The sequence below is a fragment of the Hydrogenobacter subterraneus genome (assembly GCF_055390195.1).
On record NZ_AP042473.1, the window covers coordinates 540,420 to 556,720 of the forward strand.

Genomic DNA, 16,301 nt, shown 5'->3' on the forward strand with positions numbered 1-16,301 from the left:
AGAGTGTATTATACTAAACCTTATGCTTGAATTGCTAACGGAAAAGTTTGGCAAAGCCCTTGGAAGGATTAAGGATACAAGAAAGCTTACAGAAAAACAGGTAAATGATATTCTTAGAGACATACGCACAGCCCTTATAGAGGCCGATGTGGACTACGATGTGGTGAAGAACTTTATAAAGAGAGTTAGGGAAAGGGCGTTAAAGGAAGATTTAACAAAAAGTCCATCTCCTCAAGATAGTTTTTTGATTAGCATATACGAAGAGCTTGTAAACACCCTTGGTGGAGAAAAGCAGGACCTTAAAAAGGGCGTGGTCCTATTTGTAGGCCTTCAAGGAACTGGTAAAACTACCACCATAGGTAAGATAGCCAACTATTTAAAAGAAAAAGGTTTTAAGGTTGCTGTAAGCTCCACAGACGTGAGGCGCCCGGCGGCCATGCTCCAGCTTCAAAGGCTGGCGGAAAAGATAGGCGTGCCTTACTATGGCTTTGAGGAAGGCCTTAGCGCCGTGGAGATAGCAAAAAGGGCTGTGGAGAAGGCAAGGTTGGAAGGTGTGGATTATCTCCTTTTGGACACGGCTGGAAGGTTGCATATAGATGAGGAGCTTATGGAAGAGCTAAAAGAGATAAAGGAAGCTGTTAGGCCCTCGGAGATAATTTATGTGGCTGATGCCATGCAAGGCCAATCTGCCCTTAGTGCTGCAAAGGCCTTTCATGAGACCCTTGGGCTTACAGGCCTTGTTCTTACCAAGATGGATGGCGATGCAAGGGGTGGCGTGGCCCTATCTGTTAAAGAAGCTCTCGGCGTGGGTGTGAAGTTTATTGGAGTTGGTGAAAAGATAGAAGATATTGAACCCTTCTATCCTGATAGGATAGCCCAAAGGATACTGGGTCTTGGAGATATACAAACCCTTGTGGAAAAAGCCCAGCAAGTTATTCCAGAGGACGAGGCCCAAGCTCTTGCCTTTAAAGTTTTAAAGGGTGATTTTGACCTTGAAGATATGTTAAAGCAGATAAGGTTTATAAAGAACATGGGTCCTTTGGACAAACTCCTTGGTATGCTCCCTGGCATAGGAGCCCAGCTAAAAGGTCTTAAAATAGATGAGAAAAAGTTCAAAAAAACTGAGGCCATAATACTCTCTATGACAAAGCAGGAAAGGAGAAATCCAAAGATAATAAACCTTAGCAGGAAACAAAGGATAGCCAAGGGCAGTGGTACCACCGTATCCGACGTGAATAAGGTTTTAAAGGAATATGAGGAAATGAAAAAGATGATAAAAAAGCTTAAAGGTATGCAAGGAATACCACAGCTACCAAAGTTCCCCTTCCCCTTCAAAAGATAGGCAGTCAATATTCTTTTCTTTTATAGCCTTTTCTATCTCCTTTTGTGTTTCCATGTATTCTTCTTTACTTTCCTTTTCTATGGCTTCCTTTATAAATTTTTGAGCAGAGCAGTATTTTCCTTGTTTATTTAAGACGTAGGCAAGGTTGTTCAAAACATCTGGGTCTCTTTTAATCTCAAGGGCCTTCCTATAAAAGCTTTCAGCTTTTTTCCAATCTTCTTTCTTTGCATATAGATTTCCAAGATTGTAATAAGCTATCCAATTTTTCTTGTCTTTTTTTATTGCCTTCTTGTATTCCTTTTCTGCAAGTTCAAGCTTACCTTGTTTTTCGTATATATAGCCTAAGTTCACATGTTCTTGAGAGGTGAGGGGGTCTTCTAAGATAACTATGGTGGGAACAGAACAGGAAAAAAGGAAAAAGTTAAAAAGTATAAGTAGCCCCTTCTTCATTTCACATAAACCTATCTACCATATTTAGTATCTCATCCCTCATGTTTCTGTAGCTTGCCCTGTTGCATACAAGCATGGCCGTTGAGGAAGTTATTTCCTCTATTACTACCAAATTGTTCTCTTTTAAGGTTCTTCCTGTTTGCACAAGGTCAACTATAAAGTCCGAAAGTCCTATGAGGGGTGCCAATTCTACGGAACCGCTCAAGGGTATAACTTTACATCTAATACCTTTTTCCGAGAAGAAGTCTTGGGTTATGCGTGCATACTTAGTAGCAACCTTTATATAGGAGCTTTTTCTATACTTTTCTCTGTTTTCTTCTTTCCCTGCTACCACTATTCTACAAAAGCCCACGCCCAAATCAAGCAAAACATATAGGTCTGGCCTTCTTTCCAGTAGCACATCTCTGCCAACCACACCAAGGTCTGCCACACCATTCTCCACATAAACTGGCACATCAAAGGGCTTTACCAACAAAAATTCAAAGTTATCCAACCTTATGCTTAGTTTTCTGCCTTCTTCAAACCTCTCTTTTATAATTCCTTTTTTTAAAAAAAGGTCTAAGGTCTCATCAAAAAGCCTACCCTTCGGAAGGGCTATTCTTAGCATGTTTAAAGTATAACACTACAAAGCCCTAAGGGTAATCTCTCCCACCTGAAAGGCCTTTAGACCATCCTGCGTCATAAGCAAAAGGCTTCCATCCATGTCTATTCCCTGAAGTATACCAACTACAGGATGGGGCGTATAGAGTATTACCTCTGAATCTTTGAAGAGAAGCCTTTGTTCTATAATATCTTTGAAAACCATAAAACCATCTTTGGACAGCTTTTCTATTGAACTTTCAATGTAATCCAAAAGTTCCAAGAGAAAACAAACCTTATCATGGTCCTTTCCTGATACGATTTTTAGCGATATGGCTTCAATGTCCCTTGGAAAGCTTTCCTGATTTAAGTTTATACCCATACCAACCACTATTCTGTCTTTTAACCTTTCTGTTAGCACACCACACACCTTTTTACCTTGCAAATAAACATCGTTTACCCACTTTATGGCTGGTATATAACCCAAAGACCTAAGGTAATCCGCCACGGCGTTGGATAAGACAAGGGGAAGAGTATTCTCATCCCTTATACCTTGTGGCAAAGAAAAGCTAAAGTAAAGACCACCTTCTTGGGAATACCATACCCTTCCAAGCCTTCCCCTCCCTTTTGTTTGCTTGTTGGCAACTACCACACTCCATAAGGGAAGTTTTCTCTCTTTTATAAAATCCTGCGTTGAAGTAATTTCTTCAAGCCATAGAAGGACTTTGAACATGCTTAAATAAAATCTTAAAACAATACGCCGAGTGAGAAATAAATTAAGCAACGGTGATGCCATTATGCCTTTTGTTAAAAATAAATGAGACAAGAAATGTAGTTGCACGGCATGCCGTGCCACTACTAATAAAAAATCTACCGGTTTTGGATTCGCTTGATGTTTTATAATCTGGCAGGTTTAAAACCTGTCCCTACAAAGGATGAATTTCTCATCCGGCGTGTATAGGTTTATAATTTTAGCTTAGGAATGTATGATTTCCCTTCCCACTGGTGGGCCAAGGCAGAGGAAAAGGTCTTCAACTTACCAAAGGCAAAGGAAGCCTTAGAAAAGCTCCTTAGCCTTCACCCAAACCCACAGAGCCTTATAGACTACCTTAACGAAAGGAGGTTTATACTGCTCCTTGAGCTCCTTGACAGGTCCGAGTGTATAAAGAAGTTTCTTATAAACCACCCGGAGGACTTTCAAAATACCATACCTGGCCTTTGGTATGTTTTCAAGGACAAAAAGGCTTACTTAAAGGAACTAAAAGAGCTTGTGCATGATGGCATGTCCGATGAGGAGTTTTCAAAGGCCCTGGCCTACTACAGGCACAGGGAGCTTATGAGGATAATGTCAAAGGAGATACTTGGCACAGCCAAGCTTGAAGACATCCTTTATGAATACTCCCAGCTTCCCGATGCCATGCTGGAGCTGTGTTATGAGAGTGCCTATAAGGAAATGGTGGAAAAATATGGAGAGCCTGTAGGTGAGAACGGAAAACCAGCCACAGGATGCATAATAGCACTTGGAAAGCTTGGAAGCTATGAGCTAAACTACTACTCAGACATAGACATAATGTTTTTGCACTCTACAGACAAAGGCCAGGCTGGCAAGCTAAACCTAAACGAGTTTTTCTCAAAGGTCTTTCAAAAGGTTTTTAAGCTCATGACTCAGGTAACGCCAGAGGGAAAGCCCTATGAGGTGGATTTGGACCTAAGGCCCTTTGGAAAGTCCGGTCCCATAAGCATGTCCTTGAGAAGTGCAGAGCTCTATTATGAATCCTACGGGAGGACCTGGGAGAGGTTTGCCCTTTTGAGGGCAAGGTACTGCGCTGGGGATGAAGAGCTTTATAGAGCCTTTGAGAGGGAGGTTAAAGAGCCCTTTGTCTTTAGAAGGTCTGTAGACTACAGGATCATTGAAGAGATAAGGCTTATGAAGGCTCAGATAGCCAGCGAGGCAAAGAAAAAGCTACTAAACAAGCAAAACGTAAAGACGGGTGAAGGAGGTATAAGAGAAGTAGAGTTTGCCGTTCAGGCCCTTGTTATACTTCTTGGCGGAAAGTTCCCCTTTTTAAAAGAGAGCAACACCTTTAGGGCCATATGGAAGCTAAACCAAAAGGGTATTTTTTCCAATGAGGAGGCTCTTTTGCTAGAAAGGGCCTATGAATTTCTAAGACGCTTGGAGCATGCCATTCAGGTCTATGGATGTATTTCAACACAGAGCTTTTCGGACTCGGAAATAAAAAGGCTTGCAAAGGTCTTAAACATGAAGGAGGAGGAGTTTATAAAGGTATACAAGGAATACACAATAGGTGTAAGCCTTATCTTCTCTGGCATAATGCCCTCACAAGAGGAGGAAGAGCTACACCCCATTCAAAGGGCCCTCCTCAATGAAGACGTAGAAGAGGCAAAAGAAATCCTGAAAAGCCTTGGCTTTAAAGAGCCAGTAAGGGCCTATAACATACTTTCCAGCTATATAACAGGTAGGGAAGGTATAAAGCTCTCCACGCAAGAAAAGCAAAGCTTTATAAGGCTACTTCCAAGGCTTGTAGAGAGTATGTCCCAGACACCGGACCCGGATGAGACCCTCGCCAACTTTGACAAGTTCTTTTCAAATCCTACAGGGAGAAAGATAGTCTTAAGCCCGGCAAAGGAGGATGTAAACAAGACCCTCTGTAAAGTCTTTTCCCTCTCCTCTTACATCTCCACCCTCATAAGCAGGTATCCGGACCTGGTGGAGGATGTGCTAACTCTATATCAGGACTTTCCCACCTTAGAAGACCTTAAAGAAGAGTTTGAAAAGTACAGAAGCACCCTTGGCCTTGGCCTGGAGGACCTATACAGAAGGTTCAAAAGGGTTTGGGAGATAAGGATAACCCTTGTTTACCTTGTGAAGAAGAATGAAAGGTATAAAAAGCTCTTTGAATTTTTCCAAAAGCTCTCTGACCTTTCAGATTTTCTACTTCAAAGACTATGGGAAGACCTCAAGATAAAAGACATGCTTCTTATAGCCTTGGGCAAATACGGAAGCAGTGAACTAAACATAGGATCAGACCTTGACCTTGTCTTTGCATGCAGGTCAGCAGGCTTAGAAAACACAAAGAAGGCACAAGAGTTTATAGCCTTTTTGACAAAACACACATCAGAGGGCTACCTCTACAAGGTGGACTTTAGGCTCAGGCCCATGGGAAGGGCTGGTGAGATAGCACCTTCCATAGACTTTTACAGAGATTACTTCCAAACTCAGGCAAGGACTTGGGAAAGGATAGCTTGGACAAGGTGTAGGTATGTGGCGGGTGAAAAGAGTCTCATGGAGGAGTTTGAAGCCTTGCTAAAAGACTTTCTTTTTAACAAGCCCATCGGCGATAAGGAGAGGAAAGAGATAAGGGATATGAGGTTCGCTCTTGAAAGCAACGCTAAAAAGATGAAGGGATACATTGACCTTAAATTTTCACCGGGAGGGCTTATAGATGCGGAGTTTCTCATTCAATACTATATCCTACTGGAAAAGCTAAGAGAACCCTCCATGATCAAGGCCTGTGAAGCCCTTATGCAAAAATATAGCACACTAAAAGAGGTTTATGAAAACTACCTATTTTTGAGGCTTGTGGAGACAAGGCTTAGGCTCTCTAAGGAGTCTGCTGGCTCCTTGGTCTCTCCACAAGATATGAAAAGGCTTGCAAGCTCCTTGGGTATGCAAGGAGAGGAACTGGAAGAAAGGATAAGGGAGAGCATGAAAAGGTTAAGGGAGGTGTTCCTTGAGGTTTTTGATTAGACGCTCTTTAAGTTTCCTGCATTAGCTTAACTATGTATCTTGAATGATCAAAAGTTAGCTTGAATTTATCCATCATCTTCCCTCCCACCTCTGCTATAGGATACATAAACTCATTAACCAACTCACCATTTTTTGGAGGTGGATTTAATTGAAAGTCCCTTGCGTAATTAAAGGCTACCCAATGCACATCCCATCCACCAAACATAAAATCTCGTACCTTTTGAACTTTTAGATGGTTTAGGTCAAGCTCTTCCTCAAGTATAACCTTTCTCACGTCAGCAGGGTCTGCTGGTATCCATCTGCCTAAATAAAACTCCGCTCTACAATGCTGAGCCTTAGTAGCGTCTCCTTGAACTGAGGATATGCTTTTTGAAAGCTGAGAAGGAAGAACTCTTATACCGAATATCTCCCTAGCTGGAATACCAGAAGCCCTACAAAGTGCAACAAAAAGGGAGTTTATATCCGTGCATTTACCACCCAAATAACCGCTCTCTAACATACTTTTTACGTCTCCCACACCACAACCGAGGACCTTAGGATCTCTAAAGGTATTTTCCACAACCCAGTCATATATAGCCCTTGCCTTTTCAAGGTCAGTCTTTTTACCTTTTGTTATCCTATCCGCATGCTCCTTTACTATCCCGTCAATCTGTATATGCTCTGTAGGTTTTAAATACAAGGCTACTTCATCTGGTATTCTAAGGTTGTTTTTCGGTACCTTTTTCCAGTTTACCTTTTTCCTTTCCCAAATTTCAACGTTAAAACTAACGCGGATAAACTTTTTCTCAGAGGCATTATGAAATTCTACATACAGTATAGGAGCTTGATAGACATTATCTTTTGTAATAAGTACAGTTGAAGCATTGCTTTCTATTTCAAAATCATTTAACCTTTGATATTCTGTATTCATGGGCATGGGTATCCATAATCTTATCTTATCTTTATAAGGTAATTCAGCAAGATAGATAAGCTTTAGCTTTTTCCTTTGTTTAGCGCTAAAACTTATATTAAGAGGTATAAAACAGGAAGCTAAACAACAAAAAGATGCCTTTAAAAAGGCTCTTCTTTGCATATTATCACCTCCTAAGTTTACAATATATGGCTTTCTACAGATACTTACATTAGATTTTTTCAAACAATTCTATTTTTATTCTTTGAAAAAGTTGTATATCAGCCTACAAACTCTAAAGCCTTTAAAATCCTCTTAATTACCCTCTCCTTTGGTAAAACATCACATAGTATATCCACGCCCACACCTTCCAGCTCTCCCGTAAGGGAAGTTCTTAGGGCATGCCACACATCCTTAGCCTTAACATTTAACTCCCTTTGTATCTCTTTGGCTATGGCCTTTACCCTTTCTGCGCTTAGGTCTGTATCTTGTATTTTTTGTAGAAAGGCCTCAAGCACAGCCCTTGAAGTTTCATTTTCAAGCACGGACAAGGCTTCCTCCGAATAACTTAACTCTTCCACAAAGAAGGGCCTTAGCCTTTCCACCCCTTCCCTCAAGGTTTCGAAAGAGTCCCTTGTCTTTTCAAGCACCTTTTTTACATAGTCCCTTTCTGCCCTGTAGCCAGCCCCCTCAAGGAAGGGCATGAACTCATCCACAAGCCTATCAAGGGAAAGCGCCTCCCTTATATAAACCCCGTTCATCCACCTTAGCTTCTCCTTGCTAAAGACCGCCGGTGAAGAGTTCACATCCTCAAGCCTAAAAATCCTTATAAGCTCCTCCTTTGAAAAGATCTCCCTTCCTTCTTCTGGAGGGCTCCATCCCAAAAGACAAAGATAGTTAAACAAGGCCTCTGGAAGGTAGCCTTCTTCTCTATAATTTCTCACAGATACGGCACCATGCCTTTTGGAGAGCTTGCTCCTGTCCTCTCCCAGTATTACGGGAAGATGGGCAAAGGCAGGCACCTTAAAGCCAAGGGCTTCGTATATGAGTATCTGCTTTGGCGTGTTTGGTATGTGGTCCTCCCCCCTTATCACATGGGTCACACCCATTAAAGCATCATCTACCACCACCACAAAGTTGTAGGTAGGCGTCCCATCGCTACGCACTATTACAAAGTCCCCAAAGTCATCCACGTTTATGGCTATGTGTCCTTTTATTAGGTCCTCAAAGACCACCACCCTGCCATCCGGCACCTTGAACCTAATGGTGTATGGCTTTCCAGACCTTTTGAACTCCTCCACCTCCTCCTTACTCAAGGCCCTACACTTGCCCGAATACCTGTAAGGAACGCCTTTTTCTTCCGCTCTTTTTCTTTCTTCTTCCAGCTCCTCTACGGTGCAAAAGCACGGATAGGCATGCCCACTGTCCAAAAGCTTTTGGGCATATTCCCTGTATATGTCAAACCTTTCCGACTGGCGATAAAACTCATCCCACTCAAGGCCAAGCCATTTTAGGTCCTCAAGGAGCATCTGTTCAAACTCTTTTGTAGAACGTTCTCTGTCCGTGTCCTCTATCCTGAGGATAAACTTTCCACCCATATGCCTTGCAAAAAGGTAGCTAAAGATGGCCGTTCTGGCATTGCCAAGGTGCAAATAACCCGTTGGGCTTGGAGCAAAGCGTGAAACTATCATGACTGAATATTATAAAGGTTTTCTGTTATAATCTTTAAACATGGAGTATGCCTTTTTTGAAGGAAGCTTTGTCCCTATAGAAGAAGCCAAGATAAACATAAAGACCAACTCATTCCATTATGGCACGGCAGTTTTTGAAGGCATTAGGGCCTACTGGAACGAGGACCAAAAACAGCTCTACCTTCTCTTTGCAAAGGAGCATTACCAAAGGCTTTTGAAAAACTGTAAGGCCATGTTTATGGAACTTCCCTACACGGTGGAAGACCTGGTAAACATAACGGTAGAACTGCTTAGGAAAAATGAAGTAAAAGAGGATGTTTATATAAGGCCAATTGCCTATTTTAAGGACCTAAAGCTAACACCAAAGCTAATAGACTACACGCCGGAGATAGCCATATACACCTATAATTTTGGTAGGTATTTAGATACCTCCAAAGGCATAAGAGTTAAGGTCTCCTCTTGGAGAAGGAACGATGATAACTCCATACCCTCAAGATGGAAGGTAGCAGGTGCCTATGTAAACAGCGCCTTGGCTAAAACTGAAGCCATCATGTCTGGCTACGATGAGGCTATTATGCTAAACCAACACGGCTTTGTGGCCGAAGGTTCTGGAGAGAACATATTCCTCATAAGAGATGGCAAGGCCATAACCCCTTCCTATTCGGAGCATATATTGGAAGGCATCACAAGGTCTGCGGTTAAAAAGCTTTTGAAGAACGAGCTTGTAATAGAGGTAGAAGAGAGGCCAGTGGCCCGTAGTGAGCTTTATGTGGCCGATGAGATATTCATGACCGGCACGGCTGCAGAGGTAACGCCGGTGATAGAAGTGGACAACAGGAAAATAGGGAATGGAGAAATAGGACCTATTACAAAGGAGCTTCAAGATGTATACTTCCGAGCGGTAAGGGGCATGATAGACCGATATTTGGTATGGCTTACGCCTGTTTATGAAAAGTGAAAGGCTGGACCTTTTTAAAGATCTTGCCTACGATGTTTTAAGCATTAATAGACTAACCGGCACGGAGGGACACAAAAGGGCGCATAAGTTAATAGAATCTTTCCTTGAACAGCTTTCTTGTCCTTATGAAAAGGAAACCTTTTTTGTAAACAGATGTATACCCAAAGAAGCTTGGATAGAGGTGGAAGGTGAAAGGATAGACTGCGTTGCCTACATAGGAAGCAAAGAGATAGAAAAGGAAGCCTACGTGAAAAGAGAGTATTGGGAGGGTGATATTGCGCTCATACCAGACCTCACAAGGGATAAAGCCTTTGAAGCACAAAAAAGGGGGGCCATTGCCATTTTAACCTACAGGGAAGAGGCTTTAGATGGCTATGTTTATGGATGCTATACGGGGCTTGATATACCCATACTTAGCCTTCAGAGGGAGCATGTAAGTAAAGTGGAGGACTATAGGATAAAGCTTTTTGTAAAATCTAAGGAGGAGACATTGCAAGGGCAAAATTGGATTATGGAAATAGGCAGGGGTCCAGTGATCTACCTTGTGGCACATATGGATACGGTGCATGGTGTTTATGGAGCTATGGATAATGGTGTGGCTTTTCTTCTATTGCTTTTTTTATATGAAGAACTGAGAGAACGATACAATACTCCTTACAAGCTTAGGTTCCTTATAAGCGATGCAAGGGAGCTTGGTTTAGAGGGTGTAAGGTGGCATTTAAAAAAGGAGCCAAGGCATGTTTATTATTGTATAAACCTTGATGGCATAGGCTGGCACAATCCCTGTGTAATATACGAAGACTTGGGCGGGTATAACGGAGAGAGGATAAACCATCTCTTTTATAAGCATGTGGAGGACCTAAAAATGCCTATAGAGTTTAGAAGGGCAAAAGACTTGGATGGAGACCATATACCTTTTAAAGAGAGAGGCGTGCAAAGCCTTTTCCTTACCTCTTATCCCTTTACCATAAGGCACACCCAATACGACAATTACGATGCCATAAATTGGGATATGGTGGTTATGTGGTATGAGGTTATACTATCCTTTCTTAGGAGGTTTCATAAGCTATGAAGGTTTTAACTTTTCTCCTTTTCTTAATATGTCTTTCCTTTTCCCAATCTTTTGAGGAGTTTGAGAAAAGGCTGGAGAACATAAAAAGCATAAAGGTGGCCTTTGTTCAAAAGGTTCAATATCCATGGCAATCAAAGGCGGATGTATCAAAAGGCCTTTTCTATGCCCAAAGGGGTGGAAGGTTTAGGATAGAATACCAACATCCAGAAAAGACCCTTATAGTCTCCGATGGCTTTAAGGTGTTGGTCTATTCTCCAAAGGACAAGACTGCCTTTATTGATAACCTTGATAGGAATAATTCACCGGTTATTGAGGCGCTATTTTTAGTATCAAGACCCTTATCGGAGGTCTTTCAACTTGTGGGTGAAGTAGAAAATACAGAAGGTAAAGTTTTTGTCCTAAAACCCAAGGTGAAGGATGATTATTTTTCAAAGGTTTTTGTGGAAGTTTCCCAAAGGGGCGATATAAGGAGTATAAAGGTAGAAGAAAGGGAAGGCATAAGTACCACCATAGAGTTTGTAAGAGTATCTTTTAACTTTACACCATCGGAGGACCTATTTAGGGTAAAGGTTCCAGAAGTGGCCAAAATACTAAAACCATGAGGATACGCAGGGCGGAAAATGGAGATATAAAAGACCTTATTGAGGTCTATTTGCAAGGCTACAAGGGCCTTGAAGAGTATTCTTACACCCATCCCGAGGATGTGCAGGCCTATTTAAACTGGCTGTTTAGGAGGGATGTGGCCGGTATATGGGTGGCCGAAGAAGAGGGTAAGATAGTGGGCTTTATCGCAAGCGATGGCAACTGGTTTAGCAAAAGGGAAGGAAAGGTGGTTGGGGCCATTCATGAACTTGTAATCCTTCCAGAGTATAGAAACAAGGGCATAGGCAAGGCGCTTGTGCAAAAGGCTATTGAGTACTTTAAAAGCAGGGGGCTTGATACGGCAGAGCTTTGGGTGGGAGATAAAAACACGCAAGCCCTTGAGTTTTACAAAAGCTTGGGTTTTGAAGAAAAGGACAGGTTTAACTACTGGATTAGAATGACAAAGCCTTTAAACTAAGTCTTTCTCTAAGCCTGCATATGGAACAAACCTCTGAGCTTGTTGGCTCACCGCATACCTTACAGGGCCTTAGCTGGGCCTTATCCTGTTGAAGTATAGGATGCATCCTTCTTAGAAAGTCCATGTAGAACCTAAGCTTAGTGCCTGGGCTTTTTTCCTCTATCTCAGAGAGTATTCTTTTGTACTCAATGGAACTGGCGCCTTCGGAGAAGGAACACTCCTCTTCCACAAATTCAATGCCAGATAGAAAGGCATAAAGAGCATTTTCTTTTTCTGTAAACTTAAACAAAGGCTTTACCTTACGCACAAAGCCTTCACCTTCCAAAAGCACGGGGAACTGCCTTGAAAGATAGTCCATATTCCAGCTTAGCACGTTGGAAAGCAGAGTGGCGCTCTCATCGTCCAAGTTATGGCCTGTGGCTACCACGCTATAGCCTTCTTTTTTGGCAACATGGTTCATATAGTACCTCTTTATCTGACCGCAGAAAGAACATGCTGGCCTTTTTTCCTTTTCTTTTATCTCCGGTATGGTGGCTATCTCCTTGCTTAGCTCAACCACATGAAGCTTTAAGGACCTCTCTTTGGCAAACTTTTCGCACACTTCCCTTGAACGCCTTGAATAGTCCCCTATGCCAAGGTCTATATAAAGGCCACCGGCCTCATAGCCAAGCCTGTGTAAGGCATCCCACAGAGAAAGGCTATCTTTTCCACCAGATACGGCCACAAGCACTCTATCTCCCTTCCCAAACATCCTAAATTCTTTTATAGTCTCCTGCACCCTCTTTAAATACCACTCAAGGTAATGCTCTTTGCAAAAAGCTATCCTGTATTGCCTCAGATAAACTACAGACTTTTGACCACATTTATAGCATCTTCTCATAGGTTATTAAATATATACCTATGAAAAACACATTCTTGTCTCATTTATTTTTAGCCAGGCAATTATGCTTCAAATTTTAATTAATTTTTCATCCTACGTGTTTTAGAGAAGGATATAATACTAAACATGAGACAGTTTATTTTTAAGCTTTTAATACTGGTAGGCCTTTTTAGCCTTTCTTACGCCCAGCAGGCAAACACATTCCTCATACCAGAGAGGGCAAACGCCCGTATAAACGCCAGTGTAGAAATAGCAAAACAGCTCAAAGATATGGGCTATAACCGTATAGCTGTGGTGTATATGGAAAGTGCAGACCTTTGCGCCCTCTTTGCCGCTTCCTTGGTGGCATCTCTAAAGACTCTTGGAGTGGAAGCTTACTATGTGAAGGGTGGTGAGGGCTTGGAAAACAGGCTAAAGCTTATACAGCCTTTTCATGTCTACATGGCCTACTACGGAGAGAGACCTCAGGAGGAGGTGCAATCCCAGCTTAACCAAGACCTAAAAAGAGTACTCGCCTATAATCCAAAACCAAGCATAATACTTCAACCTTCCTTGCTTGGCCTTGGCTTTGTAAGCGGACTGCTTGTAGATGAAGAGCTATCTTCCAAGCTTGAAAACCTCCCTATGCTAAGCTTTGTCTTTGAGGAAGGAAAGCCAAAGCCTGCAAGGGTAGTTATTAAGGACTTTGAGGTAAAGGTTTCCGTCTTTGAACCAAAGCCTGTTAAAACCCAAAAAAGGAAGAGGTGAAATTTCTTATCCTTCTTATCCTCCTTTCCCTCTCCTTTTCTCAAGAGAAGCTTTTTTACCTTATGGGTACCTATGCACTCATAGAACTTCCAGGGGGCAAAGAGTACCAAGCCTACAGGTATATGAAAAACCTTGAAGAAAAGCTCTCAGACTATATGGAAGATTCGGAGGTATCAAGGATAAATAAGAGTGCTGGCGTAGGATGTGAAAAGGTTTCCGAAGAAACCCTTGAGGTTATAAAAAAGGCCCTTGAAATCTCTAAAAGGACCTATGGCTTTTTTGACATAACGGTTGGTGCCTACACCATAAACTACAAAAGGAAAGGGCTTATAGGTGAAGAGGAAGCAAGAAGGTTAATAGATTACAGAAAGGTAAAAGTAGAGGGTGATAGGATTTGTCTTTTGGAAAAGGGTATGGCCATAGACCTTGGTGGCATAGGCAAGGGCTATGCGGTGCAAAAGGCCTACGAAAGGCTCAAAACACCTTGGGGCTTTATCTCCATAGCGGGAGACCTAAGGGTATGGGGCCACAAAAGGCTCCTTGCCATTTTTAATCCCATAAACAATACATTACTGGCCGAAGGCTACAACTCAAAGGACCTGTGCCTTTCCACTGGAGGCAACTACCTTAGAAAACACATAATAGGAAAGGAAAACAGCCTTCTTCAGGCAACGGTGGCATACCACGATTGCACCATAACGGATGCTTTAGAGACAGCCCTATTGGCAATGGAGGATGAAAGCAGGGAAAGGTTTATAAAGGAAAACCCACATATAGGTGTGTTTTTGCTTTTTAAGGATGGAAGCCTTTTTATAAACAGGGCCTTTATGGAATACTTTGAAAGCCTTAAGATATACCCAGCAAGTCCTTAAAAAGCTCCTCATACTTATCCACAGTCCTTTCTATGGAATATTGCTGTGCCGTCTCTATGGCTCTCTTTGAAAGTCTTTCCCTTTCCTCCTCCGAAAGGTCAAGGGCCCTTTTTAACCTATCCACAAAGCCCTCAAGGTCTCCCACATCTACCGCAAAGCCATTTTCTCCATCCTTCAAGTAATCCCTTATACCACCCGCAAGAGTGGATATGACCACCTTACCGCAAGCCATAGCTTGAAGTAGGGCTCCAGCAATACCCTCAAAGTAGGAGGAAAAGACAAAGTAATCCGCCATGTTGAGGAGTTCTGGCACATCCTCTCTAAAGCCAAGGCCTATAAGCCTTTCACCAAGGCCGTACCTTTGGGCATACTTGGGCGCTTCTTTGTCTGTATTTATGCCTACCAGAAGGAGAAGGCACTGCGGGCAGTTTAGCCTACGAAAGGCTTCTATAAGAAAAGGCTGGCCCTTATGTTGTGGGTTCCAGTTAGCCACGTTTATAAAGACCTTTTTGTTTGGGTCTATACCAAGCTCCCTTCTCTTTGTCAAAGCCATCTCCTTACCCATAGGCTTGAACCTACTAAGGTCAAGACCGCTTGGTATATAAACCAGCTTCTCTGGAAAAAAGCCATCTTCTTTTAACCTTTCAAAGGTTGCCCTATCAACCACCACTATCCTATCCGCAAAAGAATACTTGAAAAGCTTGGAAAAAAAGTTGGACCCTCTTCCAGTCCTTTTGTAGGCCACAAGCTTTGGCTTAGTTTTAAGAAAACTCATGGCAGTCCTTACAAAATCAAGGGCATGTGGAGAATTGGCTATCACTATGTCAAAGTTCTCCTCTCTCATTATCTTCCAAAGCCTGTAGTAGTTAAAAGGGTGAAACCTTGAGAGTTTATTATGGTTCTCAAAAAAATGAAGCTTTACATCATAACCCTTTAACTTGCTTACCATAAGGTCATACTGGAAGGAGAGGGCCATATGAACCCTAAAGCCCCTTTTGGATAGCTCCCTTGTTATGAGGTAGGTCTGCTCCTTTGTGCCGCCCCAACCTACACCGTCCACCACTTGCAGTAGCTTAACCATCCACCTTCTTTTTAACCACCAAGGAAGCCACTGCAGACACAAAGATGGCACTACCAATCAAAAGCAAAGATACTTCCACGGGTATCTTATAAAAGTCTGATAGGATCATCTTTACACCGATAAAGCCGAGGATAAAGGAAAGGCCGTAATGTAGGTAATGGAAAAGGGGCAAAATGCCTGCGGCGGCAAAGTAAAGAGATCGGAGGCCCAATATGGCAAATATGTTGGAAGTGTATACCACAAAGGGGTCCCTTGATACGGCTATTATGGCTGGAACCGAGTCTATGGCAAACATAATATCCGAGCTTTCTACAAAAAGAAGGGCAAGGAACATAGGCGTGGCGTAGATCTTTTTGCCCTCTCTTATAAAAAACCTGCCATCTCCATTATGCGGTTTTAGTGGTATAAGCCTTTTGGCTATTCTATAAACAATGGTCTGTTCTGGGTGGAACTCTTTTTCTTCTGTGGTCAAAAGTTTAATGGCTGAGATTATAAGCACAGCTCCAAAGACATATATGATCCAATGAAAGTGCTTTATCAACTCCAGCCCAGCAAAGATAAATATGGCTCTAAAGACGATGGCACCCAAAACGCCCCAGAAGAGGACCTTATGCCTATACTCTTCCGGTATCTTAAAGTAGGAAAAGATAAGGATAAAGACAAAGATGTTATCAAGGCTTAAGGACTTCTCAAGGAGGTAGCCGGTAAGGTATTCTACCGTTCTGTCATAGCCCCTTGTATAATACACAAAGCCTGCAAAGGCAAGCCCAAGAGCTATCCAAAAAGCAGAAAGCCACAGAGATTCCTTTATGGATATTTTATGAGGATGTCTATGAAATACAAAAAGGTCCAAAAAGAGGGCGACAAGCACCACAGTTCCAAAGACAAGCCAGCTTAGCTCCATGCTATCA

The 16,301-nt window shown here is 42.3% G+C and carries 16 protein-coding genes; 8 read left to right on the forward strand and 8 right to left on the reverse strand.

Annotated features, from left to right (window positions below; translation table 11 throughout):
- Positions 1-22: 22 nt before the first annotated feature.
- Positions 23-1,342 (forward strand): signal recognition particle protein, encoded by a 1,320-nt coding sequence (ffh, locus tag ACZ5GB_RS03070; protein ID WP_464327512.1) that lies wholly within the window; start codon positions 23-25, stop codon positions 1,340-1,342.
- On the opposite strand, the gene ACZ5GB_RS03075 is transcribed toward ffh, so the two are convergent.
- From ACZ5GB_RS03075 to ACZ5GB_RS03085, 3 genes are read right to left on the reverse strand one after another with little or no spacing between them, the layout of a single operon-like run.
- Positions 1,310-1,792, reverse strand: a complete 483-nt coding sequence (locus ACZ5GB_RS03075) for a tetratricopeptide repeat protein (protein WP_464327513.1) — start codon at positions 1,790-1,792, stop codon at positions 1,310-1,312. The two genes, ffh and ACZ5GB_RS03075, sit on opposite strands and share 33 nt — an antisense overlap.
- Before the next feature lies 1 nt (position 1,793).
- Complete coding sequence (hisG, locus tag ACZ5GB_RS03080; protein WP_464327514.1) at positions 1,794-2,399, reverse strand: ATP phosphoribosyltransferase; 606 nt, start codon at positions 2,397-2,399, stop codon at positions 1,794-1,796.
- 15 nt (positions 2,400-2,414) lie between these two features.
- Entirely contained in the window at positions 2,415-3,104 is a 690-nt protein-coding gene (locus ACZ5GB_RS03085; RefSeq protein ID WP_464327515.1) for a biotin--[acetyl-CoA-carboxylase] ligase, read from the reverse strand.
- Positions 3,105-3,353: 249 nt separating this feature from the next.
- On the opposite strand from ACZ5GB_RS03085, the gene glnE reads away from it, so the two are divergent.
- On the forward strand, positions 3,354-6,140 hold the full coding sequence (gene glnE / locus ACZ5GB_RS03090) for a bifunctional [glutamate--ammonia ligase]-adenylyl-L-tyrosine phosphorylase/[glutamate--ammonia-ligase] adenylyltransferase (protein ID WP_464327516.1): 2,787 nt from the start codon (positions 3,354-3,356) through the stop codon (positions 6,138-6,140).
- Positions 6,141-6,147: 7 nt separating this feature from the next.
- Here the strand turns inward: glnE and ACZ5GB_RS03095 are convergent, their stop codons facing one another.
- Complete coding sequence (locus ACZ5GB_RS03095) at positions 6,148-7,056, reverse strand: transglutaminase-like domain-containing protein (protein WP_464327517.1); 909 nt, start codon at positions 7,054-7,056, stop codon at positions 6,148-6,150.
- A 254-nt stretch (positions 7,057-7,310) separates the two neighbouring features.
- A complete protein-coding gene (gene gltX / locus ACZ5GB_RS03100) occupies positions 7,311-8,720 on the reverse strand; it encodes a glutamate--tRNA ligase (RefSeq protein ID WP_464327518.1) in 1,410 nt (469 codons plus the stop codon).
- Between the two features lie 40 nt (positions 8,721-8,760).
- Here gltX and ilvE point away from each other — a divergent pair, with 40 nt between their 5' ends.
- The 4 genes from ilvE to ACZ5GB_RS03120 are packed head-to-tail and all read left to right on the forward strand — an operon-like array spanning position 8,761 to position 11,810.
- Positions 8,761-9,678: a branched-chain-amino-acid transaminase gene (ilvE, locus tag ACZ5GB_RS03105; protein ID WP_464327519.1), complete on the forward strand. Its 918-nt coding sequence runs from the start codon at positions 8,761-8,763 to the stop codon at positions 9,676-9,678.
- Positions 9,668-10,750, forward strand: a complete 1,083-nt coding sequence (locus ACZ5GB_RS03110; RefSeq protein WP_464327520.1) for a M28 family peptidase — start codon at positions 9,668-9,670, stop codon at positions 10,748-10,750. The genes ilvE and ACZ5GB_RS03110 overlap by 11 nt, the downstream gene beginning before the upstream one ends.
- Positions 10,747-11,352 carry a LolA family protein gene (locus ACZ5GB_RS03115; RefSeq protein ID WP_464327521.1) on the forward strand — a complete coding sequence of 202 codons (606 nt, stop codon included), beginning with the start codon at positions 10,747-10,749 and terminating at the stop codon, positions 11,350-11,352. Before ACZ5GB_RS03110 ends, ACZ5GB_RS03115 begins: the two co-directional genes overlap by 4 nt.
- A complete protein-coding gene (locus ACZ5GB_RS03120; RefSeq protein ID WP_464327522.1) occupies positions 11,349-11,810 on the forward strand; it encodes an N-acetyltransferase family protein in 462 nt (153 codons plus the stop codon). The genes ACZ5GB_RS03115 and ACZ5GB_RS03120 overlap by 4 nt, the downstream gene beginning before the upstream one ends.
- On the opposite strand, the gene ACZ5GB_RS03125 is transcribed toward ACZ5GB_RS03120, so the two are convergent.
- Positions 11,785-12,690: a TIGR00269 family protein gene (locus tag ACZ5GB_RS03125; RefSeq protein WP_464327523.1), complete on the reverse strand. Its 906-nt coding sequence runs from the start codon at positions 12,688-12,690 to the stop codon at positions 11,785-11,787. The genes ACZ5GB_RS03120 and ACZ5GB_RS03125 overlap by 26 nt on opposite strands.
- A 126-nt stretch (positions 12,691-12,816) precedes the next feature.
- On the opposite strand from ACZ5GB_RS03125, the gene ACZ5GB_RS03130 reads away from it, so the two are divergent.
- Both ACZ5GB_RS03130 and ACZ5GB_RS03135 read left to right on the forward strand, forming a co-directional pair.
- Complete coding sequence (locus ACZ5GB_RS03130) at positions 12,817-13,437, forward strand: hypothetical protein (protein WP_464327524.1); 621 nt, start codon at positions 12,817-12,819, stop codon at positions 13,435-13,437.
- A complete protein-coding gene (locus ACZ5GB_RS03135; protein ID WP_464327525.1) occupies positions 13,434-14,309 on the forward strand; it encodes an FAD:protein FMN transferase in 876 nt (291 codons plus the stop codon). The genes ACZ5GB_RS03130 and ACZ5GB_RS03135 overlap by 4 nt, the downstream gene beginning before the upstream one ends.
- On the opposite strand, the gene ACZ5GB_RS03140 is transcribed toward ACZ5GB_RS03135, so the two are convergent.
- Both ACZ5GB_RS03140 and ACZ5GB_RS03145 read right to left on the reverse strand, forming a co-directional pair.
- A complete protein-coding gene (locus ACZ5GB_RS03140; RefSeq protein ID WP_464327526.1) occupies positions 14,284-15,390 on the reverse strand; it encodes a glycosyltransferase family 4 protein in 1,107 nt (368 codons plus the stop codon). The two genes, ACZ5GB_RS03135 and ACZ5GB_RS03140, sit on opposite strands and share 26 nt — an antisense overlap.
- The gene (locus ACZ5GB_RS03145) at positions 15,383-16,294 is read right to left on the reverse strand and encodes a TerC family protein (protein WP_464327527.1); all 912 of its coding nucleotides are present in this window, start codon (positions 16,292-16,294) and stop codon (positions 15,383-15,385) included. Before ACZ5GB_RS03145 ends, ACZ5GB_RS03140 begins: the two co-directional genes overlap by 8 nt.
- Positions 16,295-16,301: the final 7 nt, after the last annotated feature.